At 70.0% G+C, this 24,812-nt stretch carries 22 protein-coding genes and 1 tRNA gene; 15 read left to right on the top strand and 8 right to left on the bottom strand.

Going from position 1 to position 24,812, the window contains the following annotated elements:
• The first annotated feature begins 46 nt into the window (after positions 1-46).
• A complete protein-coding gene (locus QQS16_RS23215; protein WP_286063756.1) occupies positions 47-988 on the top strand; it encodes a hypothetical protein in 942 nt (313 codons plus the stop codon).
• Positions 989-2,161: 1,173 nt separating this feature from the next.
• Here QQS16_RS23215 and QQS16_RS23210 read toward each other — a convergent pair.
• The 3 genes from QQS16_RS23210 to QQS16_RS23200 all read right to left on the bottom strand — a co-directional run bounded on the left by QQS16_RS23210 (position 2,162) and on the right by QQS16_RS23200 (position 4,672).
• Positions 2,162-2,698 carry an HNH endonuclease signature motif containing protein gene (locus tag QQS16_RS23210; protein ID WP_286063755.1) on the bottom strand — a complete coding sequence of 179 codons (537 nt, stop codon included), beginning with the start codon at positions 2,696-2,698 and terminating at the stop codon, positions 2,162-2,164.
• A 517-nt stretch (positions 2,699-3,215) separates the two neighbouring features.
• On the bottom strand, positions 3,216-3,881 hold the full coding sequence (locus QQS16_RS23205; RefSeq protein WP_286063754.1) for a YdcF family protein: 666 nt from the start codon (positions 3,879-3,881) through the stop codon (positions 3,216-3,218).
• Positions 3,878-4,672 (bottom strand): GntR family transcriptional regulator, encoded by a 795-nt coding sequence (locus QQS16_RS23200; protein ID WP_286063753.1) that lies wholly within the window; start codon positions 4,670-4,672, stop codon positions 3,878-3,880. The genes QQS16_RS23205 and QQS16_RS23200 overlap by 4 nt, the downstream gene beginning before the upstream one ends.
• A gap of 445 nt (positions 4,673-5,117) precedes the next feature.
• Here QQS16_RS23200 and QQS16_RS23195 point away from each other — a divergent pair, with 445 nt between their 5' ends.
• From QQS16_RS23195 to QQS16_RS23160, 8 genes are all read left to right on the top strand, one after another.
• Positions 5,118-5,381, top strand: a complete 264-nt coding sequence (locus QQS16_RS23195; RefSeq protein WP_286063752.1) for a DUF6284 family protein — start codon at positions 5,118-5,120, stop codon at positions 5,379-5,381.
• The gene (locus QQS16_RS23190) at positions 5,381-5,668 is read left to right on the top strand and encodes a DUF6303 family protein (RefSeq protein ID WP_286063751.1); all 288 of its coding nucleotides are present in this window, start codon (positions 5,381-5,383) and stop codon (positions 5,666-5,668) included. The genes QQS16_RS23195 and QQS16_RS23190 overlap by 1 nt, the downstream gene beginning before the upstream one ends.
• Positions 5,665-6,675 carry a DUF2637 domain-containing protein gene (locus QQS16_RS23185; protein WP_286063750.1) on the top strand — a complete coding sequence of 337 codons (1,011 nt, stop codon included), beginning with the start codon at positions 5,665-5,667 and terminating at the stop codon, positions 6,673-6,675. Before QQS16_RS23190 ends, QQS16_RS23185 begins: the two co-directional genes overlap by 4 nt.
• Positions 6,675-7,013 carry an RRQRL motif-containing zinc-binding protein gene (locus QQS16_RS23180; protein ID WP_286063749.1) on the top strand — a complete coding sequence of 113 codons (339 nt, stop codon included), beginning with the start codon at positions 6,675-6,677 and terminating at the stop codon, positions 7,011-7,013. Before QQS16_RS23185 ends, QQS16_RS23180 begins: the two co-directional genes overlap by 1 nt.
• Positions 7,014-7,042: 29 nt before the next feature.
• Positions 7,043-7,543: a hypothetical protein gene (locus QQS16_RS23175; RefSeq protein ID WP_286063748.1), complete on the top strand. Its 501-nt coding sequence runs from the start codon at positions 7,043-7,045 to the stop codon at positions 7,541-7,543.
• 19 nt (positions 7,544-7,562) lie between these two features.
• Positions 7,563-8,102 carry a plasmid transfer protein TraA gene (gene traA, locus QQS16_RS23170; protein ID WP_286063747.1) on the top strand — a complete coding sequence of 180 codons (540 nt, stop codon included), beginning with the start codon at positions 7,563-7,565 and terminating at the stop codon, positions 8,100-8,102.
• A 13-nt stretch (positions 8,103-8,115) separates the two neighbouring features.
• Positions 8,116-10,161 carry a plasmid transfer protein TraB gene (traB, locus tag QQS16_RS23165; RefSeq protein ID WP_286063746.1) on the top strand — a complete coding sequence of 682 codons (2,046 nt, stop codon included), beginning with the start codon at positions 8,116-8,118 and terminating at the stop codon, positions 10,159-10,161.
• Between the two features lie 171 nt (positions 10,162-10,332).
• Positions 10,333-10,641 carry a hypothetical protein gene (locus QQS16_RS23160; RefSeq protein ID WP_286063745.1) on the top strand — a complete coding sequence of 103 codons (309 nt, stop codon included), beginning with the start codon at positions 10,333-10,335 and terminating at the stop codon, positions 10,639-10,641.
• A 65-nt stretch (positions 10,642-10,706) separates the two neighbouring features.
• Here QQS16_RS23160 and QQS16_RS23155 read toward each other — a convergent pair whose 3' ends face one another.
• Positions 10,707-11,708 carry an HNH endonuclease signature motif containing protein gene (locus tag QQS16_RS23155; protein ID WP_286063744.1) on the bottom strand — a complete coding sequence of 334 codons (1,002 nt, stop codon included), beginning with the start codon at positions 11,706-11,708 and terminating at the stop codon, positions 10,707-10,709.
• 105 nt (positions 11,709-11,813) lie between these two features.
• Here QQS16_RS23155 and QQS16_RS23150 point away from each other — a divergent pair, with 105 nt between their 5' ends.
• From QQS16_RS23150 to QQS16_RS23125, 6 genes are all read left to right on the top strand, one after another.
• Positions 11,814-12,515, top strand: a complete 702-nt coding sequence (locus QQS16_RS23150) for a class I SAM-dependent methyltransferase (RefSeq protein WP_286063743.1) — start codon at positions 11,814-11,816, stop codon at positions 12,513-12,515.
• Positions 12,512-13,162 carry a DNA cytosine methyltransferase gene (locus QQS16_RS23145; protein WP_286063742.1) on the top strand — a complete coding sequence of 217 codons (651 nt, stop codon included), beginning with the start codon at positions 12,512-12,514 and terminating at the stop codon, positions 13,160-13,162. The genes QQS16_RS23150 and QQS16_RS23145 overlap by 4 nt, the downstream gene beginning before the upstream one ends.
• Entirely contained in the window at positions 13,159-14,007 is an 849-nt protein-coding gene (locus QQS16_RS23140; RefSeq protein WP_286063741.1) for a bifunctional DNA primase/polymerase, read from the top strand. Before QQS16_RS23145 ends, QQS16_RS23140 begins: the two co-directional genes overlap by 4 nt.
• Before the next feature lie 2 nt (positions 14,008-14,009).
• The gene (locus QQS16_RS23135; protein ID WP_286066423.1) at positions 14,010-15,488 is read left to right on the top strand and encodes an AICE element replication initiation protein; all 1,479 of its coding nucleotides are present in this window, start codon (positions 14,010-14,012) and stop codon (positions 15,486-15,488) included.
• Positions 15,489-15,929: 441 nt separating this feature from the next.
• A complete protein-coding gene (locus QQS16_RS23130; protein ID WP_266711384.1) occupies positions 15,930-16,133 on the top strand; it encodes a helix-turn-helix domain-containing protein in 204 nt (67 codons plus the stop codon).
• Between the two features lie 65 nt (positions 16,134-16,198).
• Positions 16,199-17,596 (top strand): tyrosine-type recombinase/integrase, encoded by a 1,398-nt coding sequence (locus QQS16_RS23125; RefSeq protein ID WP_286063740.1) that lies wholly within the window; start codon positions 16,199-16,201, stop codon positions 17,594-17,596.
• A 46-nt stretch (positions 17,597-17,642) separates the two neighbouring features.
• On the opposite strand, the gene QQS16_RS23120 is transcribed toward QQS16_RS23125, so the two are convergent.
• From QQS16_RS23120 to tmk, 4 genes are all read right to left on the bottom strand, one after another.
• Positions 17,643-17,716: transfer RNA gene (locus QQS16_RS23120), tRNA-Thr, on the bottom strand.
• A 117-nt stretch (positions 17,717-17,833) separates the two neighbouring features.
• Complete coding sequence (locus QQS16_RS23115) at positions 17,834-19,489, bottom strand: alpha/beta hydrolase (protein WP_286063739.1); 1,656 nt, start codon at positions 19,487-19,489, stop codon at positions 17,834-17,836.
• A 253-nt stretch (positions 19,490-19,742) separates the two neighbouring features.
• Positions 19,743-20,948, bottom strand: a complete 1,206-nt coding sequence (locus QQS16_RS23110; RefSeq protein ID WP_286063738.1) for a DNA polymerase III subunit delta' — start codon at positions 20,946-20,948, stop codon at positions 19,743-19,745.
• Between the two features lie 406 nt (positions 20,949-21,354).
• Positions 21,355-24,747, bottom strand: a complete 3,393-nt coding sequence (tmk, locus tag QQS16_RS23105) for a dTMP kinase (RefSeq protein WP_286063737.1) — start codon at positions 24,745-24,747, stop codon at positions 21,355-21,357.
• Positions 24,748-24,812: the final 65 nt, after the last annotated feature.

Genomic DNA, 24,812 nt, shown 5'->3' with positions numbered 1-24,812 from the left:
ACCCTTGTTCTTTCATGTAGTTGGCACATACGGGCGTGGGGGGACCATGGCTACCCGTCTGGGGACTGTCGCTTTCTTCGAAATCGTGCGCGCCAAAGATTCACTGAATGCGCGCATGCAAGAGACGGATTGGCAAGCATTTCTCGGCAACTTAGAGAGAACACCTGCCGTCGATCGAATCTCAATGCACAGGAGTGACAGCTTTATCGGGCAGGCAGTTAGAGCGGAAGGCCGCCTGCATCTCCTCGTGGGCAGGATAGGTACCGGTGAGCTGCAAACTGTTGACCTCGATCACGGACATATCGAGGACATCCGCCTCGAAGGCAATAAGGGCACGATTGATACAACAACTGTATCCTTCCTGGAATACGGTAATATCATTGGGATCCTTCAGGGAAAGCCGGGATCACCAAGAGCAGCCGCAATTCAGCGTTGGCTCAATTCTTGCCAGATGCTGAATGACGAGATCGCACTATGGCCGGTCATCGGCAACAACGTGTGGGAGAAGCTGGAGAAGGCGGAAGCTGTACATAGCTTCGAGTTCAGTTATCGACCGAGCCCGGCCATCGCTCCGCCAGAAGGTGACGGGCTAGCCAGTTTCGTGCGGCTGGGCGACTCTCGATACCCCGACCATCGGATCACCCTTAAACTCGAGGTCCCGAAAAGGGGAGGTCCAGGCCCGGTGGCCAGGCTACGTGGCCAAAGAAGACTCCAAAGCGACATTCAGTCACTCATGTCCGAGCTGGGCTACCTAGAAGGGCCCACGGGCGTAGACAGAGCGCAGGCGCTAGTGACCCTTCCTGGAGAGGAAGGCGAAGTGACGGACGAGCCCTTGGACTTCATCAAGCATCACATCACGGCTAAGTGTCGGGTTGAGGTCAGTCATGCCGATGGGCGGCCCCGTTATGAGGCGAGCGTGGCTGCGATCATGCAGGTAGCGCAGGACAAGCGACGCGACCTGAAGGCCGCTGTCGGTGCCGGCCAGTAGAGTCGGCCACCTCCACGTTGGGGGGTGATGCCGTGCTGCATGTCGGATCTGCGTTGCGTCGGCTGAAGGACGCTTGGAGCGAGGTACCTGGGCTTGATTGGGTACTAGCCGCACTGGTGATGGGTGGCCACTCCGGGGCCGTCCACTGGGCGTCGTGGCCCGAGATAGTAGAAGGATTAACGGCCGATCGCCGGAAAGATATATACACAACAGCCGCTTCAGTATCCGCTCTAGTCGGCGGCTTCGGGACCGCAGCAATAGCACAATATGCGAGCTCGAACGGTCAAGATATGCGCGAGCTACGTAGGCGCTTCGGTGGCAGTCTCAGAAAGAACTGGCTGAGTATTCTTACTGGAATGTTGATCGTTTCAGCAGGCTGCCTTCTACTGTTAGTGCTAGACCACGCAAAGTCTGCCGGATACACTGGGTGGCTCACGGAATTCTTGCTACTCCTGGGCTCGGCCAGATCTATCAGACTTGTGTGGCTTTTCAACATGCTGATTGGCGTCTCAGATCGGGACGCCCTTCAATCGGAAAGATCACCTGCACTGCAGTTCCGAAACAGGGAGCCCTGAGCCTGCCACGAAGGACTCAGCTCACCCTTCGGGGCGCCGTACTCGCTGCTGGACGGCGCCCCACCTAGCACAGGCCCCATCCGTATCCCTGATTAGATCGATCATGGATGATCAGCGGGCTCGGTACCGAGGATGAGAGCTCAGCCATTACCGTATCCACTACAGCGGCGTCCGATTTCATGCGGAGAGCGCGCTGACGTGGTACAACTCCTTCACATAACAACATGCACGCCAGTGCTGGAGGATTTGACGATGGTGCAGTCAACGAGAACCGGTATGAATTCCATTGAAACACTCACTCTGCTAGTATCCGAAATAGCAGTTCTTCGAGCACTAGAGCTTGCTGGCAGCCGTCTGAAGGGGCGGCATGATCGATCCTATCGCAGCACATTGAATGAATTGCCGCGTTGGGATGTTCACACGATCCTTCATGTTAACGAAGAAGATTTCGATGCGCTACTTGATAGAGCATGGGATATTCCACAAGTAGCAGGCGTTCCGGAGAAGCTTCTACGCTCTCTCGATGCCCACGTCCGTGCCGTCCTGGCTGCGGGGATTCCCTACAGACGCGACGATCTGGCGAGGTCGATTGCAGCTTTCATTCAATCGGCTGAGCCTCCCGCAGACGCCTAACAAGATCCCGTCCGGCGGGCGTGAATCGATAGGTGATATCACCAGGAGTGATGCTTGGGTGTCCGCAATCGGGGCCATGTTTGGTTACAGCCTCGATCATGCGATCCTTCATCAAATACCATACGTCGAGTTCGCGCCCCCGAGGCAGCACGAAGTACGGTCCGTCACTGAATTCATCGATATCTCTTTGTTCGAGTCCGAATACCGTAAGTACGCGCCTCTCGTACTCGCCGTACCTGGAATTCAGGACGCCGAGATTTGCTTTGTATTGACGCATTGCCTTCTGGTCGATGAGCTTATGTGTATGAAGATCGTGACAGCGGGCACACATTACGATGATGTTGCTGAATTCATGCCGCTTCACGGCTGCGTAGGATTCAATGTGGCAGAACTGAAGGGGTGGCCCTTGCTTGCAAGTTGGGATCGCACATCGATGCCCTGCTTCGACGAGCAGTTGGCGTTTTAGGTCCTCCGGAATATGCCGGCCTTGTTGGTGCTCCATGCGTTCAGATGCTAGCTGTTCGCGTAGGTCGGCGGAGCGGCTTTGGGCTGGAGCTGCTTTGGCGCGAGTGATCATGGCCCCGTAAGCTTCCGGCGCGTCGGGCAGTCTGTGGACCTGCCCGGTAAAGCACGACGTTGGGGCCATGATCTTCGAGGCTCGCGCCAAAGTGGCTGCCTAAAGCCGTGGAGCCGACCGCCCCAGCCACGACGTACCCCTTCTCTGACATCAGGTGATTGATTGCTCTGAGCGCGGCGCGGGCGCCGGCCGGGCTGGAGCGGGGCGGAGACAGGAGCGCAGGCCCGGCCGGGGGCCGGGCCGCGCGCGGGGAGCGGAGCGAGCCGCCTTGATGGAGTAGGGAAAGTTGTACCGCGCTGGGAGTACGGCGGTTCTTAAAACCGCCGGCTTCCCGCGCATCCATCCCGCATGAGCTGCGCCTATCACTTCGCATAGCGTGCGCGATGCCCCAAGTTGGCCGAAGGTTGACCACAGCAGGTCTCACAGAGCTCCCGTGGCGTCATCACTTCCGCTCTGCGATATCCACCACGAGTCGACTTGTGAACCCGGCGTCGCGCAGGCGCTCGTATGCTGCGGCCGCATCCTCGGGTACGAACTGCTCGATCATGAATCCCTGCTGCGGGTAGATCATGAGCCGCTGCTGCGCGCCGACCAACATGTCGATGACCAGGCGTGCGTCTCCGATCGAGTCGACGTAGTCAGCCAGGGTCATGGGCGTGGACGCGCTGACCCACTCGACTTCGGGCCACAGTTTGCGGGCGGTCGCGTAGGCCCGTCTTTCCTCGTACGGCTTGCTGACCAGCAGAACGGATGACACGACGGCCCGGTGCTCTTCGAGCAGTGCGCGAGAGAAGCGGATGTTCTCTCCTGTGTTCCGGGCCCGCGGCTCAACGAGGATGGCATCAGCCGGCACCCCCAGTTCCATCGCCCGCTCACGGTAGTGCTCAGCCTCGCCGCGCGGCATGCGGTTGCGTGTGGTGCGGCTGGTCGCCCCGGTAAAGACGATTAGCGGCATCATGCCCCGGTGGTAGAAATCAGCGGTTGCGTCCGCGACTCCGAGGTCATGACTGCCGAGTCCGATCGCGACAGAGCATGGGCGCAGCTCGTGCCCCATCTGCTGGAAGTCCCAGAGCCGTTGAGCGTCGGCCCATGCCTGTGCTGAGATCACTTGCTCTCGCCCTCCGCTTTCGCTGAGTCGGGGACCTTGAAGTCGTACGTCCAAGCGAAGCGCGTCGCTGCGTGAACGCCGATCGCGAACTCCACCACGGTGCCGTCGGCCGTGTACGTCGTCCGGTGCAACTCCACCACCCACTCGCCCGGCGCGAGCTGGAGGAGCTGAGCCTCATCCGCCGTGGGGATACGCGCGAACAGCGTCTCCTGCATGTGGTCGATTTCGTATCCGGCGTCGTACAGGACACGGAAGCCACCGCCCCGGCCGGCGGGCCCCGGCGTCGGGTCGACGATACGCGTTCCTTCCACGTGCTCGGGCCGGTAATAGCTCGTCAGCGTGTGTGTCGGCTGCGATCCTTCCTTGACCACGCGCGCACGTGCGTAGACCTCAGCACCTTCCGGCAGACCGTGCGCCTGGGCAACGGTGGCCGACGCCGGCACGCGGCTGACGGTCTGGGTCTGTTCGTTCCGCTTGTACGTACGTCCGGAGGCCACGCGGTCCGCGATGAACGCCACCTCATCGCCGTCCCGCCACTTGGCCTTGTCATATCGCGCGATGCCCAGCCGCTTGAGTGGAGCCCGCTCACGGACGATTGTGCCGTGTCCGCGCGACGACGTGACCAGCCCTTCGGCTTCCAACGCCTTATAGGCCGCATGGACCGTGGATTTCGAGCCTTCGCCCGCTTCCACTAGGTCCCTGATCTGCGGCAACTGAGCACCGGGCGCGTACTCGCCGTTCCTAATCTGTTCGGCCAGCCGGTCCGCAAGCTCCCGCCACTTGGGCGCCATGCAGCACTCCTCTCGACATCGACCAGTGAAACACAGTCCCAGGACTGTTGACAGTCCTGGGACTGTGCGTCATGGTCTTACCGAACGACCCGCAGTCCTAGGACAGCGAGTCCGGAGTGCCCCTATTGGGCTGCTCCCATGCCGCCCGGAGGGCTCCGCGAAACGGACTCGAAGGAAGCGCAAGCACCTTGAGAACTCCACACAGGGAACTGCCGGTAACCCGTGGTCCGCCTGCCCGAAGGGGTCGGAAACAAGGCGGAGAAGACCGGCGTGCCTCGTACGGCAACCCGACCGGTTCGAGTCCGGTCCGGGGCACTGCGGCCGCTGCTCAGTAGCCGCGCCGCGTGTGAGACGCGGCTTTCTCCAAACAACGGCAAGCACCCCCGGTGCTCGAACAGCGGGGGTGCGGTTCGGGCCGTTCATCCTTCGAGAGGAACACGACCCAATGGAGCACATCGTCACTGTTCAGGACGCTGTTACCGCGTTCGCCGACTTCATGGAGCCGACGGCCGCCGAGCTGGACGCGATCGAGCGGGAGATGCCCGTCATCCTGGCGGACGTCGACCTGCTGGACGCGCACATCACCACGCTGGACCGCACGCCGACCGAGCTGGACAACCGGCGCATCCGCCGGGCCCGCCGCCGCGCGCTGGCCGCTCGGGTCGCGCTGCTCAACCAGAGCGGCACGGGCGCGCCGGTGGTGGCGTGATGGCCCGGGACTTCACCGCGCAGATGTCGATGTACCGCGGCCGGTGGCGCCTGTACGTGGTGCTGCTGAACACCGCCGAGCGGTGGCCCGAGTACGGCTTTGACCGGGCACTGCCGGTGCCGACGTTCACCGAGCGCGCGCAGGCGCTCAGCGTGCTCGGCTTCGAGCCGCTGCCGGGCGCCGCGTGGCAGTGGACGGAGGACCGCCGCGACCTTGACGACCCGGCGTCGCCGGTGGTGCTGATCGCCGCGATCCGGGTGCGTTCATGGACGGGGGTGGCCGCGTGAACGGTGTTCAGATCCGTTCAGCGGAGCGGGCGCTGTCGGTCGGCACGTGGTTGATCGTGGCGGGCGCGATGCTGTACTCCATCCTCACCGTGACCCCGCTCGCAGCCGAGCACACGCCGGATGAGTGGGACTGGACGGCGCCGATCCTCCCCCTCGTGGTCGACGCGGCCGTGGTCATCGTGGTCCGCCTGGATGCGGTGCTGGCCCGGCTGGGCGGGCAGGGGGGCCGCTGGCCGGTGGTGCTGCGCTGGATGACCGGCGGCATGACCCTGGCCCTGAACGTCGCCGACTCCGCCCTGAAAGGTGACCTGGTGGGCGTGGCCGTGCACGCGGTCGCACCGCTGCTGCTGATCGTCACGGCAGAGACCGGGCTTGCCTACCGGCGGGCCATCACCGCCGCCGTCACCGCGCTGGAGGAACAGCAGGAGGCGGAGCGGGAGGCCCGGCGCCAAGCCGCCCGGGAGGAACGCGAGCGGGCCGAGCGGTTGGCGCGCGAGGAGCGCGAACACGCCGCGATGCTGGCGCGTGAACAGCGTGAACACGAGGCCCGCCTGGCCCGTGAGCAAGCCGAGCGGGAGGAACGCGCCCGCCGCGAGGAAGCCGAGCGGGAAGCCGCTTGGGAGCGGGCCGAGCAGGCGGAGCGTGAACGCCGTGAGCGCGAGCGTGAACGGCTGAGGTTGGAGCGTGAACGCGCTGAGCGGGAGGATGCCGAGCGGCGCGAGCGTGAGCGGCGGGAGCGCGTGGAGCGTGAGCGCCGTGAACGGGCCGAGCGTGAGGCGCGGGCCGAGCGTGAACGCGCCGCGCTGCTGGCCGCCGGCCCGGCCGCCGAGAAGTTCCCCGAGGAGCGGGCGCGGGCGACCGTGCGGGCCGCGTTCGAGGCCGGTTTGCCGGTGCGGGCCGCCGCGGAGCTGTGCGGCTGGTCGGTGGGGTGGGTGTCCGCCCGCTACGCCGAACACCGCGAGCTGGCCGCCGCCGGTGGTGCTGAGCTGGCCATCGCGAGCCGGTAATGGGCGCCCTCCCGGTCTACCGGTGGCGGCTCGCCCCTGACGGCCTGGCCACCCGCCGGCAGCTCCGCGCCGCCGGGCTGCGGCCCGGCGGGCAGGACGTGGCCGCGCAGATCGAGCGGCCCCGCCGGCGGCGGGGCCCGCTGGTCGCCTACCTCTACCGCGTCGACGCCGCGAAGCCGGTGCGGCCGATGACCTCCGCGAAGTGGGCGGCGCTGGCCAAGGCCAACGCCGCCCGCCGCACCTGCCCCGCCTGCCGGTGCGATGCCGGGTACGTCATCCCGCCCTCACTCGGCATGTGCACCCCGTGTGCCTTCCCCGAGGAACAGCGCGCCGCCTGAACCCCTTTCGACTTCCTGGGAGCTCTGCTGTGTCCAGTCGTATCCGTGCCCGCGGCGCCAAGACGACCGCCGGGGTCCACACCGTCCGTATCCCCCGCCAGAGGGGCCGCCGCGCCGCCGAACCGTTCGTCATTGTGGTCCCCGAGCGTCCCTCCCTGACCCTTGAAGCGCTCGCCGTGGTCGGTGGGTGGCTGTGGCGCTCACGCCGCGCACTGGCCCCGACCGGGCTCGCCGTCCTGGCGCTGGCCGTGGCCGGGCTGCTGCACGTCATCGCGTGGTGGTCCGGCCTGCTGCTCGCCCCGAGCGCCGCCGGCCCGCTGCTCTGGCTGCTGGTCATGCAGCGCAGCCGCCCCGCCACCGGCTCCGTCCTCGCCTGGCGTATTGGCCTGGCCGCGCTCACATCGTCCGCGCTGGCCTGGCTCGCGGTTGCGGCCGGGTTCGGGCCGCTCGCCGGTGCGCTGGAGCTGTGGTGGCTGCTCACCCTGATCGCCGCTCAGTCCGCCTGGCTCATCGTCCGCCGCACCCACTGACCCGAGGAGATTCGGTCTGATGGCAACCCCGACGCGTAACGGCGGCACGAACGGCGCCGGCAACAAGGGCAACAAGTTCGCCAACGCCGGCGCCGCCGCAGGCGGTTTCGTCGGCGCCCTGGGCGGCTCGTTCGTCCCGCCGGTCAACGTGACCGTAAACAACAACAAGAACGGCGCCCGCGGCGGTGGCGGCCGTACGCACGCCGAGTCCCTGCTGCCAGCCCCGGAATTCACCTCGCCGGCGCAGGTGCGCAACTACTGCAACACCCTGCGGGCCGCCGCCGTCACCCTGTCCATCGAGGTGGCGATGGGCGCCGAAATCCTCAAGGGCGTCCTCGCCGCGGTGCCCGACCCCGAGGGCCGGGCGTTCGGCTCGCGGGTGAGGGCGGCGAAGGTGGCGCGCAAGATGCAGCGGTCCGCGGACGCGCTACGGGACGCGGCGAAGAACGCCGCCGCCTGCTACGCGGCCTTCCAGCAGGAGTACGAGGAGGAGATCAACCGGGTGCGCCACCGTGCCCGCAAGCCGCAGCAGCCGGTCATGAACTGGGCCCAGCAGTAAGGGAGGTATCACCATGGCACGCAAGTGGACCGATCAGGACGGGCGGGCGTACCCGCTCGCCCTGACCACCGACACGAACACCGCACCGGGTGGCTCCGTCCGGGCGTACCTGCTGAACCGGGCCAAGCCGCACCTGCCCCCGTGGCTCGCCGCCGGCGGTGTGGGTCTGGCGGGGGCGCTGGGGCACTGGCGGTGGTCCGACAGTTCCGCGGCCGGCGTCGGCCTCACCCTCGCATCGGTCGCACTGACCGGCGTCACCTGGTGGGCGGGCAAGTCGACCAGCTCCCAGCGGCGCCTGCACTCCGCCATCACCGTGGCCGCCGGATCGGCGTGGGTGACCGCCGCCTGCCTGGCCGGCCCCACCGCCGGACCGCTGGACGACCTGTACCTGATGGGCGGGCCGGCGCTGGCCCTGTCGTGGAACGTGCGGATGGTCCTGCGCCACAACGACGCCCCCGGCGAAAGCTCCGACAAGGGCCTGCTGGAAAAGGTGGGCCTGGCGCGGGCGCAGATTGGTGCGGCGAAGGTGGAGCCCAACCGGGTCACCGCACCGGTCGCGCTCGCCCCCGGTGAGCAGACCAACGACGACATGGCCAAGGCTCTCGGCAACATCGCCTCCGCCCTGGACCTGCCGACCTCCGCCGTGCGGTACATCCCCGACCCCGACTCCAACCGGCGCGGAGACCTGGTCATCGTCCCCGAGGACATGCTGGCCGAGACGGTGGAGTGGGAGGGCCCCTCGAACCTGGGCGGCTCGATCGCCGAGCCGCTGCTCATCGGCCGCTACGACGATGGCGCGCCGCTGGTCATGTGGCTGCCCGGCGACCCGGACGCGGGCCGCAACTCCACCCACGGGCTCATCGCCGGCGGCACCGGCTCCGGCAAGGGCGACACCGCCCTGAACCTGCTCACCGAGATCCTGTCCCGGCGGGACGTGATCGTGTGGTTCTCCGACCCCAAGGCGTTCCAGGACTTCGCCCCCCTGCGGCCGGGCCTGGACTGGGCTGCGGAGGGCGGCACGGAAACGGAGGTCATGGTGGCCGCCGTCCAGGAGGTCATCCCCGCCCGCACCCGCTGGCTCGGCGCCCACGGCTACCGGCAGTGGGTCCCCGCCGCAGCCCAGCCGCAGAACAGGCCGGAGCACACCTGCCGGGCCGACGGCCGGGCGTGCAACTGCCCGGGCATGCCGTTCCTGGTCACCTGGTTCGAGGAAGCCGCCAACACCCTGCGGGCGCTGGGCGACGACGCGTTCACTGGCATCGCCCAGGAAGCACGGTCCGCCGGTATCTCGCTGATCGTGTCCCTTCAGCGCCCTTCCTACGACCAGATGTCCACCTCCACTCGGGCCTCCCTGCCCTCCGTGATCGCACTCGGCTGCGACCCGCGCGATGAGGGGTTCTGCCTGCCGGATGAGGTGCTGGCCGCGGGCGCCCACCCCGGCGCGTGGGGGAACCGGCGGCCGGGCTACTGCTACGTCGTCTCCCCGGGTGTCCCGGAGGACCGCTACCCCTCGCCGGGCCGCACCCGCCGCTTCACCCACCGGGCCGTCCCGGTGATGGAGCTGCTGGCCACCTGGGTACAGCGCAACGGCGCCACCGCCGACCCGATCACCGCCGGCGCGGCGATGGGCGTTGCCGGCACCGCCTACACCGGCCGCACCACCGACGCGCTGCAGCCGGCGGCGCTCCGGGCCGTCACCGAGGAGGACGACATGAACCACGGCGGGCTGCTGGTCGACCCCGAGGACGCCGGTATCGACCCGGAGGCGGACCTGCCCGGGGCCGAAGACGGGGACGATGCCCCGATCTTCGGGCAGGAGACCGGCCGCAAGCCGTCCCCGGAGGAAGCCCGGGAACTGTTCGCGGCCGCGCTGGAGGAGTTCGAGCAGAACGGGCAGATGATCGTGGGCCCGAAGGACTTCACCGACTGGTGCGACCGCCACAACCTGGGCCGGTCCTGGGTCTCCAAGCGGCTCAAGGAAGCAGCGCAGGAAGGCCGTCTGCAGGCGACGAACACCACCGGCCGGTGGCGCATCGTCCCCGCCCTCGCGGCTGCCTGACACCCGTCACACGTGACGGGCCCGTCACACCTAAACCCCTAGGCGGACGCGGGTGTGACGCGCCATCACAGCGGCCTGTCACGCCCGCGTCACACCCGCCCATCACACCCACCCGCACGGGCCCGCGCCACGCACCGGCGCGGGCCCGCGACACACCCGAGGGAACCCGCCATGACCCACCATGACCCGCCGAGGATCATCGCCCCGCACATCCCCGCCGACACCTACCGCCGCGCCGAAACCACCGGCGCCCCCGTCGTCATCGTCGTCCACCACACCGACCCCACCGGTCGACCCCTGCGGCACTACCTGTTCCCCATCGCCGTCGCCGGCGCCGGAGTCATCGGCGTCTTCGGTCTCGTGGCCGCGTTCCTCGCGCTGCTCGACTTCGCCGTGAACGCTGCCGTGGCGGTCGGCGGCGCCGCCGGGCCGATCGGCGTCGGCGGGATCACCCTTCGTCTGTTCCGCAGCAAGCACTGAGAAGGGGCCGCGCAGGAGTGCCACGCTGTGGCCCGTCGTGCGCGCACTTATGGCCGCGGCCGTCGTCACGCCGTTCCGCATCTCTGGGACGCAGCTTCTGGGCTCCGGCTTGCAGGCACGGACACGGCAGCGGAGCGGTGGATGCGCCAGTGCGCAGCCAGCCATACCTCATGCTCGGGTCGCAGTCTGACCCTGGGTGCCTTGCCATGCAGTTCGGCGTATGCCGGGTAGCGGAGGAGTTCGTCGTCGACCTCGATGCGTCTGGTATCGGGGTTGACGGCGATCTGCCCGCGGTCGAAGAGGCTGTGGACGTCATTGCGCAGCAGCAGACCGCCCCAGTCGTGATGTTCTTCTTCCTCTGCGTAGCTGTAGAGGTGGGCGGCTTGGAGCGCCCCGGCCGGCGCCGGTCCGGTGAACGCGCACACCTGGCCGTGATCCGCGAGCAGCTGCTTGCGGAAGGGTGCCTGCCCCACACGGGTACGGACGTTCTTCATCCGGTGCCCGCCCGCGATCGGCCGCCGCGATCCTGCTCCGTCCCCGTCTAGGTCCAGATCAGCAAGGCTGATGCCTGCGACATCGATGAGGGCGTCGCGCAGCTTCTCCCAGCGGGCGGGCCGCATGCTCAGCTGGGAGTCGGGGGAGTCGCACAGCGCCCGCAACTCCCGTCCGGTGAGCAGGCCGCGGCCGTCCATCCACGCCTCGCCGTGCCGGGAACGATAGGTGACTACTTCCCGGGTCTTGCTGCCCGGGACGTCGAAGAGGGCGCCGCACTTGTTGCAGCGGAATGCTGGCTTCAGCCGTTTGCGCGGCTTGATACTCGCCTTCTTGCACTCGGGACAGAAGTAGAGCGTCTTTGTCTCTCGTCCGGTCTCGATCGCGGAGATCACCCCGACGCCGAGCAGCTTCTTCTTGTCCCAAAGGGCGATCACGTCCCCCACGGCGATGCGGCCGTGGTTGGGGACAGTGTCGTCCCAGCTGTAGTGCTGCGACGGGTCGTCGTCGTACCCGTCGTTTCCACCGTGCTGACGGTCGTCGCCCACAGCCAGCACCAGCCATGCAGTCGTCACTGCGCCCCCTCGTGTGCCCAGCAAGCCGGGGCAGCCGCCCATCTCGCCAAAGACCGCGGCCGCCCCTTCACCCCAGCTCCATCGACAGAACTGGAGACCACCAGCATGCCCCACCCCACCGACATCCCCACCCGCACAAGGTCCCGGACCAGGCCGCGCCTGCTGGACTTGTACTGCTGCCAGGGTGGCGCCGCCAAGGGCTACGCCGACGTCGGCTTTGACGTGACCGGCGTCGACAAGGACCCGCAGCCCCGCTACCCGTACCGGTTCGTTCAGGCGGACGCGATCGCGTTCGTCCTGGAGCACGGCGCGGAGTTCGACTTCATCCACGGCTCACCGCCGTGCCAGCACGACAGCGAGTGCCAGCGCATCCAGTCCAACGACCACCCCGACCTGATCGCCCCCACCCGCGCGGCGCTGGAGACGACCGGGCGTCCGTGGGTGATGGAGAACGTGCGCGGGGCGGTGCCCAAGCTGCGTGCTCCGGTGATGCTGTGCGGGCGGATGTTCGGTCTGGCCAATTACCGGCACCGGTTCTTCGAGACCGGCGGCGGCTTCCACCTCGCGCAGCCCGAGCATCCCGCGCACTTCGTGCCGCAGGCCAAGATGGGCCGCCCGGTCCCGCCCGGGCACTACGGGCAGTTCGTCGGCAACTTCTCCGGCGTCGCCCTGGCCCGCAGGGTGCTGGGGGTGCCGTGGATGAACCGCGACGGCATCCGCGAGTGCATCCCGCCCGCTTACGCCGAGCACATCGGCCGCGCCGCGCTGGAGCTGCTGGCCGCCCGCGGTCTGGAGGTGGCCGCATGAACGCGCGTGTGCTGCCATTGCGCCGCCCGAACGGGCTGCGGGTGCTGGACCTGTGTTGCGGCGCGGGCGGGCTGTCCATGGGCTACTACCTCACCGGGTTCGACGTGGTCGGCGTCGACATCCGCCCTCAGCCCAACTACCCCTTCCCGTTCGTCCAGGCCGACGGCCTGGAGTACTGCGCCCGGTACGGCCACACCTTCGACCTGGTCCACGGCTCCTGGCCGTGCGAGCGCTACGCCACCGTCACGAAGTGGCGGGGCAACCCCGACGCGCACCCCGACCTGGTCGGCCCCGGGCGCCAGGTCATGCAGGCCACCGGCCGGCCATGGGTGATGGAGAACGTCCCCGAGACCGCAGCCGCGGGCCTGCTACGCCCGGACTACCTGCTGTGCGGGACCCAGTTCGGCCTCAGCCTGCGCCGCCACCGCGTGTTCGAGACGTCGTGGGGCGGCGGCGGGGACCTGGTCCCGCCCTGCTGGCACCGCAAGGGCCTGCTCGCGTTCGAGCACAAGGGCGAGCGCGCCTACGCCGACGCCATGGGCTGCACCTGGATGACCAGCCTCGAAGCCCGCAAGGCCGTCCCCCCGGCCTACTCCCAGTGGATCGCCACGCAGTTCCTCGCCCTGGAAAGGAGGTCCGCCGCATGACCACGCCTCCCACCCCCCTGCCCACCGCGCTGCGCCTCGCCGCATCCGGGGTGCCCGTGCTGCCCCTGCGACGCGGCAAGGTGCCGTTCGGCAACTGCCCCTCGTGCGCCGACAACGCGTGCGGCGGCCGGCCGAACATGAAGACCCCCGGCCCCTGCGGCTGCCCGGCCCCGTGCCACGGATGGGCCGCCGCCACCACCGACCCGGCCGTCCTCACCTCCCCGGCCTGGACGGCCGCATGGCGGCGGGCCGTCGCCGTCGCCTACCACCCCGGCGGCGCCGGGCTCACCGTGGTCGACCTGGACGACGCCGACGCCATCGCGTGGGCCCGTGCCACGCTGCCCGCGACACGGACCGTGCCGACGACGCGCGGTGAGCACTGGATCTATCGAGGCGTCATGGCGTCGTCCAACGGCGTGCGTCCCGGGGTCGACATCAAGTCGGCCATGGCCTACGCCCGCTACCTCGGCCCCGGAACCGGCACCGGAATCGACCTGCCGGGCACGGTCCGCGCCCTGGCCGTGAAAAAGCCCCCGCCGTCCCGGCCGACGCCGCACACCGTCACCACGCCCGACGGATCCGCAAACGGGGAGTGCCCACACCGCACGCCCGCCTATCTGGAACGCGGTATCGCCATGGCCGAGCAGCGCATCACCGAAGCCCGCAGCGCGGTGCACGCGAGCGTGTACCGGACGTTCCTCGCGGTGCTGTCGAAGCACGGCCGGTGCGGCTGCCTCACCGACGCCCACGTCACGCGGCTGTTCGCCGCCGCGCAGGCCAAGGGCGAGACCGCCCGGCACTGCGCGGACGCGTGGGCCAACGCCCGCACCACGTTGGGACTGTGACCATGTCCGACGACGAGAAGACACCCGCTCGCGAGATCATCACCGACTACGCACAGGCGCACTTCCGGTACTTCCGCACCGCCGACGGCACCGTGTACGCGCAGCGCAACGGGCACCCCGTGGCCCGTCCGATCCGCTCCCAGGGCACGACCGGTAGCCACCGGCAGGAACTCATGGTCGGGCTGTTCAAGGACGGCATCGGCGTGTTCAACGGCACCGCTATGAAGGAAGCGCTCGACCTGATCGAAGCGTTGGCGCTGACCGAGGACGTGCAGCCCGTGCACATCCGCGTCGCCCCCGGGTACGACGGGGCCACCTGGCTGGACCTGGGACGGGGCGACGGGCAGTCCGTGCGTATCCACCCCACCGGATGGGACGTCCGCACCCCGGACCCGCAGGAAGTCTGCTGGCGGCGCACCCAGCTCACGGGGGAACTGCCGTTGCCGGTCAAGGACACCGACGGCAAGGGCATCGACCTGCTGATGCGGCTGTGCAACTTCGCTACCGCCGAAACGGAGTGCCTGGCCATCGCGTGGCTCATCGGCTGCCTGGGGCCGGACGTGCCCGTCCCGGCTCCATTCCTGACCGGCCCGCAGGGTGCGGGCAAGTCCACCGGCGGGCGGATGCTGGTGCGGATCATCGAGGGGATGACGGGGGACCTGCGCCGGGCGCCGAAGGACGAGGAGAACCTGATCACGGCGGTGGCGGCCGGGTGGGTCACCGCGCTGGACAACCTCTCCCACATGACCCCGGAGCTGTCGGATGCGATGTGCTGCATCGTGACCGGGGCCGAGAACGTCAAGCGCGCCCTGTTCACCGACGGGGACGTCTTCCGCATCGGCTACCGCCGGCCCCTGCTCCTGACCGGCATCGACGTCGGCGTCATCCGGCCCGACCTCGCCGAACGGCTCCTGCCCCTGCGTCTGGAACGCCCCCGGGTGCGGCGCACCGAGGCGGAATTGTGGTCCGACTTCGCCCAGGTGCTGCCCGTCATCCTCGGCTCGCTCCTGGACCTCACGGTGCAGGTGCGGGCGGCGCAGGCGGACATCCCGACCGACCTGCGCATGGCGGATTTCGCGCACCTGTGCGCGCAGCTCGACGCGGCCACCGGCCTGGGGGCGCTGGCCGCCTACCGGGCCAGCCTGGACGACCTCAACGACGACGTCATCGAGGGCGACCTGCTGGCGCAGACCGTGCTCAAGCACGCCGCCGGCATCGAGCCGGGCACTGAGCAGCGGATGACGTCGGCCGAATGGCTGCACTGCCTCACGGGCCTCTACACGGGCGAGGAGTGCCGTCCCCTGCCCAAAGGGTGGCCGACCACCGGCAAGGTGCTCTCCGACCGGCTCAAGCGCCTCCAGCCCACCCTCGCCGCCCGGGGCGTCCTCATCGACTGGGGACGCACCAACACCTCCCGCTACATCGAAATCGCGCGGCCGGCCACCGCACCGCCACCGTCTGAGCAGGAAGCGGCCTTCTGACCGCGCGGCACCACGACCGGTCCGGACAAGCAAAAGGAGCACCCGTCGGCGCGTGCTCCTCTTGCTGTTCGGCGGCGGCGCCGCCCTGCAAAGGACGCGCCGCAAAGCGGCTCCCTCTTCACGTCCTGAGCCGCGCACCACAACAGACACCACCCCTTTTTGTCCTAAGGAGAGAGATGCTGCGTCACCTGCGTCACCCGCACCCCGAAAACGGCCGCTGACCTGCCGAAAGACGGGTGACGCAGACAGCCGATTCCTGCGTCACCCCGCGTCACCCGATTACGAAGGCATGCGTCACTGGTGACGCACCCCCGCCGTGCTGCGTCACCGCGAAACCCCAGGTCAGCACGGCGAATGACGCAGATGACGCAGGTGACGCAGAAATCCGCACCTCGGACAGGCGCAAGCCCTGACAGTGCCAAGCCTTTAGGAGACACCCGGATGAGCACCGCGATTGCCGCTCCCGTCGACCGACTCCTGTACAAGCCGGAAGAGGCCGCCGAAGCGCTCGCCATCGGCCGTTCCACTGTCTACGAGCTGATGGCCGAAGGCGCCCTGAAGTACATCAAGTTGGGTCGCACGCGCCGCATTCGGCGTGCCGACCTTGAGGCGTACGTGGCGAGTCTGGCCCCGCTGCCCAACTGACCCTAAGCACGTCACCGAGGCGCCCCGAGCATCCCGCTCGGGGCGCCTCCCTCATGGAGGAGCACATGAGCCCCCGCAAGCCCAACATGGAGTCGTCCATCTACTTCGGCGCCGATGGCTGGTGGCACGGCCGCGTGACGATGGGCGTCAAGAGCGACGGCGGCCCCGACCGACGCCACCGCCGGGCCCGCACCGAAGCCGAGATCAAGCGCAAGGTGAAGGAACTGGAGCGCCAGCGGGACCAGGGACGCGCGCCCGCCGCGGGCCGCAAGCCGACCGTCGCAGCGTGGATGGAGACCTACCTCACCGACATCGCGAGTCTGAAGCTCAAACCGCGCTCGCTCGATGACTACTGGTCCAAGACCCGCAACGACATCATCCCCGGCGTCGGAAAGCATCGCATCGACAAGTTGCAGCCCGAGCACCTGGAGCGGATGTACCGGGCCATGCTCGACGCCGGACACGCCCCCTCGCACGTCGTGAAGGTGCACCGCATCCTGTCCCGCGCCCTGAAAATCGCCCACCGCCGCCGCATCATCGGGGAGAACGTCGCCACCCTCGTGGACCCGCCGAGTGTCGACGAGACCGAGGCCAACCCCTTCACCAAGGAGGAGGCCAAAGCCTTCCTCGAAGCCGCAGCGAAGCGCCCCACCTTCATGCGGTGGATCGTCGGTGTCGGCATGGGGTTCCGGCAGGGCGAGACGCTCGGCCTGCGCTGGTCGTACGTCGACCTGGAAGCGGAGCTGTTCCGCCCCGAGTGGCAGCTACAGCGCCTCACCTGGCGGCACGGCTGCGCCGACCCGCACGCCTGTGGAGGGCGTCTGCACCGCTTCGAGTCGTGCCCGCCGGACTGCACCGCGCACAGGGGCTACAAGCGTGGCTGCCCCAAGCCGTGCGCCAAGACATGCACCAAGCACGCGAGCACCTGCCCGCGCCGCAAGGAAGGCGGACTCGTCTTCACCCGGCCCAAGACCAAGAAGAGCCGGAACGCCGTGCCGATCCCGCCCGTCTTCATCCCCTTCCTGCACGATCACAAGGTCCAGCAGGAAGCGGCACGGGAGACCGCCGGGGAGCTGTGGCAGGAGCACGACGTGGTGTTTTCGCGCGCGGACGGCCGGCCACTGGACCCGCGCGCCGACTACGAGGAGTTCAAGGAACTGCTCAAGGAGGCCGGGATCGATGACCGCCGCCTGTACGACGGGAGTCGCCACACCGCCGGCACGATCCTGAACGAGCTGGGCGTCGACATGCCCACCATCATGGAGATCCTGCGGCACACCCAGATCAGCCAGACCCGGCGGTACGTCAAGGGCCGGTCCCACCTGTCCAAGGACGCCATGCGACGCATGGGCGAGTTCTTCGTACCGCCGCAGTCGACCCCGATTCCGGGCCCCACTGAGACCAGAAGTGAGACCGCCAACACTCGTGCAGCCCGGGCACACCGCCGTCGGCGCATCCGCTGAACGAAAAAGGCCCAGCTCAAGGGCACAGAGCTGGACCTTTTCGGAGAGCCGCCTTCGGGATTCGAACCCGAGACCTACGCATTACGAGTGCGTTGCTCTGGCCATCTGAGCTAAGGCGGCGCGCTGTCCGCACCATGGTGCGATCAGCAACGCGGGTAAGTCTACACAGTTTCCGAGGGTGCTCCGAACCGGCCCCGGCGTGGGATCACCGGGGCTGGGATCAGGCCGTTCACGCAGCTAGGAGCAGCGTTTTCCGTCCGTCGGAGGGGTGCCGCGGAGCAGGTACGCGTTGATCGTGGAGTCGATGCAGGCGCTGCCCCGGCCGTAGGCGGTGTGGCCGTCGCCCTCGTAGGTGAGCAGACGGGCGGACGACAACTGGGCGGCCAGGGCGCGGGCCCAGCGGTACGGTGTCGCCGGGTCACGGGTGGTGCCGACCACGACGATCGGGGCGGCGCCCCTCGCCTCGATGCGGCGCGGCTCACCGGTGGCCGCGACCGGCCAGTACGCGCAGTTCAGGGAGGCCCAGGCGAGGCCCTCGCCGAAGACGGGGGACGCCTTCTCGAACGCGGGCAGGGCCTTTCGCACCTCATCGGGGGTGTCGAAGGCCGCCGGGAGGTCGAGGCAGTTCACGGCGGCGTTGGCGAACATCAGGTTCGCGTAGTTCCCGTCGGCTTCACGCTCGTAGTAGCTGTCGGACAGGACCAGCAGGCCGGCGCCGTCGTTCTCCTTCATCGCCGAGCTCAACGCCTCGCGCAGCTGCGCCCACGCGCCCTCGTCGTACATCGCCGCGATCACGCCGGTGGTCGCGAGGGACTCGCCGAGTCTGCGGCCGTCCGCGTCGCCCGTGGGGATCGGCCGGGCGTCCAGCTTCCCGAAGAAGGCCTTCAGGTTCCGGCCGACCGCCGTGGTCGTCGTGCCCTTGGTACCCAGCGGGCAGTCCGGCTGCTGCACGCAGTCCTTCGCGAACGACTGGAACGCCGTCTCGAACCCCGCCGTCTGGTCGAGGTTCATCCGGCGAGCGGGCAGCGAGGGGTCCATCGCGCCGTCCAGGACCAGCCGGCCCGCCCGGTCCGGGAAGAGGCCCGCGTACGTCGCCCCGAGGAACGTCCCGTACGACGCCCCCACGAAGTTCAGCTTGGCGTCGCCCAGCACCGCCCGCGCGATGTCCATGTCCCGGGCCGCCTCGACCGTGGACACATGCCGCAGCAGCTTCGGCGAGCGGGCTCCGCAGCCTGCGGCGAACCGCTGGTACGCGTCGACGAGACCGTCGGTCTCCCGCTGGTCGTCGGGCGTGACGTCCGTCTGCGTGTACGCGTCCATCTTCGGCCCGCTCAGGCACCGCACGGGCTCGCTGCGGGCGACGCCGCGGGGATCGACCGCGACCATGTCGTAGCGGGCGCGGACCTCCGCCGGGTAGCCGATCCCGGCATACGCCTGGAGATAGCCGACCCCGGAACCGCCCGGCCCGCCAGGGTTCACGAGGAGGGAGCCGAGGCGTTTCCCCGGGCCCGTGGCCTTCTTCCGGGCGACGGCGAGCCGGATGTCGCCGTCGTCCGGCTTCGCGTAGTCGAGTGGTGCCTTCAGCGTGGTGCACTCGAAGCCGGTGACCCCGCAGGAGCGCCATTTCGGCTTCTGCGCGTAGTACGGGGTCAGGGTGGCCGGCGTGGCCCGCGGCAGCGCGGCGAGCGCCGCCTCGGCCGCCGCACCGGCGGACGTCGTCGTGGTGCCCGAGGAGCACGCGGAGACGAGCAACGCCGCGGAGACGAGGAGAGCGCCGACGGTGCGGGCTCTGCGTGAACGCGGGCCGGGGGTGCGCGGGCTGCGGGGGCTCGGGCCGGGCACGTCGGTCCGGTCCGCTGTCGTGTTCGGGCGGGAGCTGCGCCTGTTGTGCATCACCCGAGCGTAACTCTGGGAGAGCGCATGAATGCGCTCCGTGCACACCATGCCTCGGACGAGTGACGTGGTCAACCGGCGTGGCGTCAGGTGATGCCACGCCGCTCTGGGAGAGCCTGACCCGCCCTTGGTGCGGAGTCGGCCCTCCCCGAGTGACGGAGTCAGCTCGCGCTGAGTGGTGGAGTCAGCTCGCGCTGAGTGGTGGAATCGGCTCGCTCTGCGTGACGGAGGTCACCCGCCCGTGATGCCGTGGTCAGCCCGCTCTCAGAGCCATCGTCATCGCCTCCACCGCCAGCAGCGGGGCCACATTGCGGTCGAGGGCGTCGCGGCACGCGGCGATCGCCTCGATGCGACGGAGTGTGGACTCCGGTGAGCCCGCGCGGGCGAGCCGCTCCAGGACGTCCCCCACGTCGCTGTTCGCGATCGCCACCCGGGAGCCGAGCTGAAGGGCGAGGACATCGCGGTAGAAGGAGGTGAGGTCGGAGAGCGCGAGGTCGAGGCTGTCGCGCTGTGTGCGGGTCCTGCGGCGCTTCTGTCGGTCCTCCAGCTCCTTCATCACCCCCGCCGTGCCCCGCGGCATCCGGCCGCCCGCGGAGGCGCCCATCGCCATCTTGAGCTCCTCGGTCTCCTTGCCGTCCATGTCCTCGGCGAGCTGTTTGGCGTCCTCGGCCGCCGCGTCGACGAGTTCCTGGGCGGCCCGGAGACAGCCGCCGATGTCGTCGACGCGGAGCGGCAGCTTGAGAACGGCGGCCCGGCGCTCACGCGCGGCCGGGTCGGTGGCGAGACGGCGGGCCCGGTCGACATGGCCCTGGGTGGCGCGGGCGGCGGCCATGGCGGCGGCCGGCTCCACGCCCTCCCGGCGTACGAGCATGTCGGCGACGGCCTCGACGGAGGGCGTGCTCAGGTTCAGGTGGCGGCAGCGGGAGCGGATGGTCGGCAGGACGTCCTCGATGGAGGGGGCGCACAGCAGCCACACCGTGCGGGGGGCGGGCTCCTCCACGGCCTTGAGGACGGCGTTGGCCGACTTCTCGTTCAACCGCTCGGCGTCCTCGACGAGGATGACCTGCCAGCGGCCGTTGGCCGGCGAGGTGAACGACTTGCGGACGGTGTCCCGCATGTCGTCGACGAGGATCTGCGATCCCACGGCGGCGACGGTCGACACGTCGGCATGGGTGCCGACCAGTGCCGTGTGGCAGCCGTCGCAGAAGCCGCAGCCGGGGGACCCGCCGAGCGCCCGGTCCGGGCTGACGCATTGCAGCGCGGCGGCGAACGCCCGTGCCGCCTGGTTCCGCCCCGCTCCGGGCGGTCCTGTGAACAGCCAGGCGTGCGTCATCTTCGACGCCTCGGGGGGCGGGGTGTCGGCAGAGACCGCGGTGACGAGGGCATCGGCGTCCCGGGCAGCGGCGTCGAGCTGCTCGCTCACCCGCTCCTGGCCGACCAGGTCGTCCCAGACGGTCATACGTCACCCGCCCTTTCGTCGTGTTCGCCGTGCGAGATCCATTGTGAGGGGTGGCACTGACAACCGAGGCGGGGCGGGACGAGCCGGGCGTCCTACGCGGTCCAGGCACGGCCGAGCCGCAGGGGCGCGGGATGGGCGGGAGAGCGGCCCGGCACGGTGCGGAGCGAGCCGAGGCCCACGAACCTCGTCCGGCGGGCGGCCTGACGCGGCAGGTGGCCCACAGAGACGCAGACCGCGCACCGCAGCCCGCACCCGCACCCGCACCCGCACCCGCACCCGCACCCGCACCCGCACCCGCACCCGCAAAACTACGGCAGGCCAGGCCCGCCACCCCGCCGGCAGCCGTACCGCCGCACCCCCTGCCCAGCGAACGCCGGCCAGGGGTCCGTGCAACCGTCCCAACCGCCTAGCCCCGCCGCCCCCGCCCCCGGCCGCGCCGCCCACGTCCCTCGTCGGGCTCCTCGTCGTCACGATCCAGCGGGCCGAGCAGTTCGTCGGCCAACGTGGGCAGATCGTCCAGCGGAGTCTCCTCCGCCCAGTCCGACCGGGCCCGGCGCCGGGGCGTCCCGTCCTCGTCGAGCTGGGGCAGCTCACGCGTACGGTCGTCGCCACCGCCCGGCCGGGCCCCGGACTCCTCGTCCCGGAAGAAGCCCGGCGGAACCCGGTCCGAGGGAGCCTCGTCCCGCACCGGAGGCAGTACGGCCGTCTCGTCCGCGGCACCCGGCGGCGCGACCGGCGGCAACACCGCGGTCTCGTCCGCCGCGCCGGGCGGAACCGGCGGAACGGGAGGCAGCACCGCCGTCTCGTCCGCCGCCCTTGAAGGAACCGGCGGCACCGGCGGCTGCGGCAACTCGGCCGTCACCTCGGCGTCGGGCCCACCCGTGCCGGGCCCGCCAGAGCCACCCCTGCCGGCCCGGGACCCGGTCCCGGACTTGGCCGCAGAGCCGGTCCCGGCCCCGGAGCCCCGTTCACCCGCCCCCTTCTCGTCACGCACCCGCGGCAGCACCGCCGTCTCGTCCACCGGCCCGCCGGACGCGTTCGTCGGCGTGACGACCGGCGTAGCCACAGTCCTCGCGTCCTGCCCCGCACCGGAGGCCGCCGGCCGGCCGGACCGACCCGCCGGCCCGGAGGCACCCGAGCCCGCACCCGAACCCGCCCTCGGCGGTTCCGTCGGCCTGGGCCCCGCCTCCGCCACGGCCGCCGCCTGCTCGGCCAGTCGCCGTGCCTCCTCGGCCCGCAGCAGCGCCTCCTCGGCCTTGCGCTGCTTCTCCAGGCGCCGCGCCTCGGCCTCGGCGCGCAGCCGGGCCTCTTCCTCGGCCTGCTTGCGGCGCCGCTCCTCGTCGGCCTTGCGGCGCGCCTCTTCCTCCGCCCGTGCCTTCTCCTCGGCGAGTAGCCGCTGGCGTTCCTCCTCGGCGCGGCGGCGCGCTTCCTCGGCCCGCAGCCGGGCCTCCTCCGCCTGCCGTTCGGCCTCGCGCCGTTGCGCCTCCTCCAGCTCGCGGCGCTTGCGCTCCTCCTCCTCGGCGCGCAACCGCTCCAGCTGCTCCTGGCGCTCGCGCTCCAGGCGCTCCTCCTCGGCCTTGCGAGCGGCCTCTTCCTCGGCCTTGCGGCGCGCTTCCTCCTCGGCCTTGCGGCGCGCTTCCTCCTGAGCCCGGATCTCCTGCTCGGACAGCGGCAGCATCTGGTCGAGGCGGTGCCGGACGACGGTCGTGACGGCCTCGGGCTCCTGCCCCGCGTCCACCACCAGATAGCGGCCGGGATCGGCGGCGGCCAGCGTCAGGAAACCGGAGCGCACGCGCGCGTGGAACTCGGCCGGCTCCGACTCCAGCCGGTCCGGCGCCTCGGTGAACCGTTCGCGCGCGATCTCCGGCGAGACGTCCAGCAGCACGGTCAGATGCGGTACGAGTCCGTCGGTCGCCCAGCGGTTGATGCGGGCGATCTCGGTCGGGGACAGGTCACGGCCCGCGCCCTGGTAGGCCACCGAGGAGTCGATGTAGCGGTCGGAGACGACGACCGCGCCGCGCTCCAGCGCGGGCCGCACGACCGTGTCCACGTGCTCCGCGCGGTCCGCCGCGTACAGCAGCGCCTCCGCGCGGTGCGAGAGCCCGGCGCTCGACACGTCCAGCAGGATCGACCGCAGCCGCTTGCCGACCGGCGTAGCCCCCGGCTCGCGGGTGACGACGACCTCGTGGCCCTTGGCCCGGATCCACTCGGCGAGCGCCTCGGCCTGGGTGGACTTCCCGGCTCCGTCGCCGCCCTCCAGGGCGATGAAGAAGCCCGTGGACGCGGGCAGCGTCACCGGGTCGTGGCCGCCGAGCAGCGCGTCCCGCAGGTCGTGCCGCAGCGGGACCCCGGAACGATCGTCGACCTTGGCGAGCACCAGCGCGGCCACCGGCAGCAGCAGCGCGCCGACCAGCATCAGGGTGAAGGCCGCGCCGCCGTGCGCGAACACGAACTTGCCGTTCTCCAGGCGGTGCGGGCCGATCGCCGCCGCCACCAGGGGCGCGATCACCGCGCCGAGCGCCACGCACACCCGGACGACCGCGTGCAGGTGCTCGGTCGTCCGCGCCCGCCGGTACTCCTCGGTCTCCTGGTCCAGCAGGGTGTGCCCGGTGTTGGCGGCCACGCCCGCGCCGGCGCCCGCGAGGGCGACGATCAGCAGCACGCTGGTGACGTCCGGGACGAGCCCGGCGGCCAGCAGCGCCACGCCCGTGAAAGCGATCGCCAGCGCCAGCAGCCGGCGCCGGGACAGGGTCGGCAGGAGGGAGGGGGCCGTACGGATGCCGACGACCACTGAGCCGGTCAGCGCGCCGACCAGCAGGCCGTACGTCACCGGTCCGCCGCCCAGGTCCTTGGCGTGCAGCACGGAGACGGCCACGGCGGCCGCGACCGCTCCCGCGACGGCCGCGCAGGCCGGCACCAGCAGCGGGATCGCGCCGGTACGGCCCTTGTCGACGCCCGTGCCCGTCTTGGGGCGGCGCAGCCCCTCCAGCGGCGACCGCGCGCGGGGGGTGCGGGTGTCGGGCAGCTCCAGGAACGTCAGCACGGACAGCGACGCGGCGAACAGCCCGCCCGCCACGTACGAGGCGAGGGCGGCCTGGTGCTGGGCGAACCAGTCGATGCCCGAGCCCAGCAGGTTGTTGAGCAGACCCGCGACGACGAGCGCGACGGCCGCGAGCGGGATCGCCACGAAGTTCGTCCGCAGCGACAGGCTGCGCAGGGCGCCGAGGTGGTCCGGCAGCGGTCGTACCGTCGCGCCCTCCGGCGGCGGCGCCGGCAGCAGCGCGGGAGCCGTGCTCTCGCGGCACACCGTCCAGAAGCGCTCGGCGACTCCGGTCACGAAGGCGGTGACCAGGATGACGGCCAGCGCGTCGTCGGGTGTCCAGTCGATCCACAGCGGTGCCACGATCAGCAACGCGGCCCGCAGGCCGTCCGCGCCGACCATGGTCCAGCGGCGGTCGAGCGGGCCCTCCGGGGAGGTCAGCGAGGTGAGCGGGCCGAGAAGCACGGCTCCGAAGAGCAGTGTCGCGAGGACGCGCACTCCGAAAACGGTCGCCACTGCGAACGCCACGCCTCGGTAACCGCCGCCGAACGAGCCCTCGGCGATGGCCGCCTGAAGGGCGAGCAGGACCAGCACCAGAAGCGCGAGGGTGTCGCCGATACCGCCCACGAGTTGGGCGCTCCACAGCCTTTTGAGCTGCGGTCGGCGCAGCAGGGCGCGGACGGCGCGCTCGCGGGAGTCCGCGGCCAGGGCGTCGTCGGGGGCCGGGTGAGGGGCCGTTGGCTGCTCGGCTGGGGTCATGCTTTCAGCCTATCGGGACGCACCGACAGCCTGGAGGGCCCGTCCGAACGTGCGCACACCCCGAC

This window comes from Streptomyces sp. ALI-76-A (assembly GCF_030287445.1).
GTDB lineage: Bacteria > Actinomycetota > Actinomycetes > Streptomycetales > Streptomycetaceae > Streptomyces.
The sequence above is the reverse complement of the archived record's forward strand: the minus strand, read 5'-3'. Positions and strand labels throughout refer to the sequence as shown.

Coding starts and splice junctions, on each gene's coding strand:
- QQS16_RS23180 (WP_286063749.1), top strand. CDS start 6,675: ATGGGCGCCCTCCCGGTCTACCGGTGGCGGCTCGCCCCTGACGGCCTG.
- QQS16_RS23115 (WP_286063739.1), bottom strand. CDS start 19,489: ATGCACAACAGGCGCAGCTCCCGCCCGAACACGACAGCGGACCGGACC.
- QQS16_RS23160 (WP_286063745.1), top strand. CDS start 10,333: ATGACCCACCATGACCCGCCGAGGATCATCGCCCCGCACATCCCCGCC.
- QQS16_RS23130 (WP_266711384.1), top strand. CDS start 15,930: ATGAGCACCGCGATTGCCGCTCCCGTCGACCGACTCCTGTACAAGCCG.
- QQS16_RS23190 (WP_286063751.1), top strand. CDS start 5,381: ATGGCCCGGGACTTCACCGCGCAGATGTCGATGTACCGCGGCCGGTGG.
- QQS16_RS23200 (WP_286063753.1), bottom strand. CDS start 4,672: ATGGCGCCCAAGTGGCGGGAGCTTGCGGACCGGCTGGCCGAACAGATT.
- QQS16_RS23210 (WP_286063755.1), bottom strand. CDS start 2,698: ATGGAGCACCAACAAGGCCGGCATATTCCGGAGGACCTAAAACGCCAA.
- traA (WP_286063747.1), top strand. CDS start 7,563: ATGGCAACCCCGACGCGTAACGGCGGCACGAACGGCGCCGGCAACAAG.
- QQS16_RS23145 (WP_286063742.1), top strand. CDS start 12,512: ATGAACGCGCGTGTGCTGCCATTGCGCCGCCCGAACGGGCTGCGGGTG.
- QQS16_RS23135 (WP_286066423.1), top strand. CDS start 14,010: ATGTCCGACGACGAGAAGACACCCGCTCGCGAGATCATCACCGACTAC.
- tmk (WP_286063737.1), bottom strand. CDS start 24,747: ATGACCCCAGCCGAGCAGCCAACGGCCCCTCACCCGGCCCCCGACGAC.
- QQS16_RS23215 (WP_286063756.1), top strand. CDS start 47: ATGGCTACCCGTCTGGGGACTGTCGCTTTCTTCGAAATCGTGCGCGCC.
- QQS16_RS23150 (WP_286063743.1), top strand. CDS start 11,814: ATGCCCCACCCCACCGACATCCCCACCCGCACAAGGTCCCGGACCAGG.
- QQS16_RS23110 (WP_286063738.1), bottom strand. CDS start 20,948: ATGACCGTCTGGGACGACCTGGTCGGCCAGGAGCGGGTGAGCGAGCAG.
- QQS16_RS23195 (WP_286063752.1), top strand. CDS start 5,118: ATGGAGCACATCGTCACTGTTCAGGACGCTGTTACCGCGTTCGCCGAC.
- QQS16_RS23125 (WP_286063740.1), top strand. CDS start 16,199: ATGAGCCCCCGCAAGCCCAACATGGAGTCGTCCATCTACTTCGGCGCC.
- traB (WP_286063746.1), top strand. CDS start 8,116: ATGGCACGCAAGTGGACCGATCAGGACGGGCGGGCGTACCCGCTCGCC.
- QQS16_RS23140 (WP_286063741.1), top strand. CDS start 13,159: ATGACCACGCCTCCCACCCCCCTGCCCACCGCGCTGCGCCTCGCCGCA.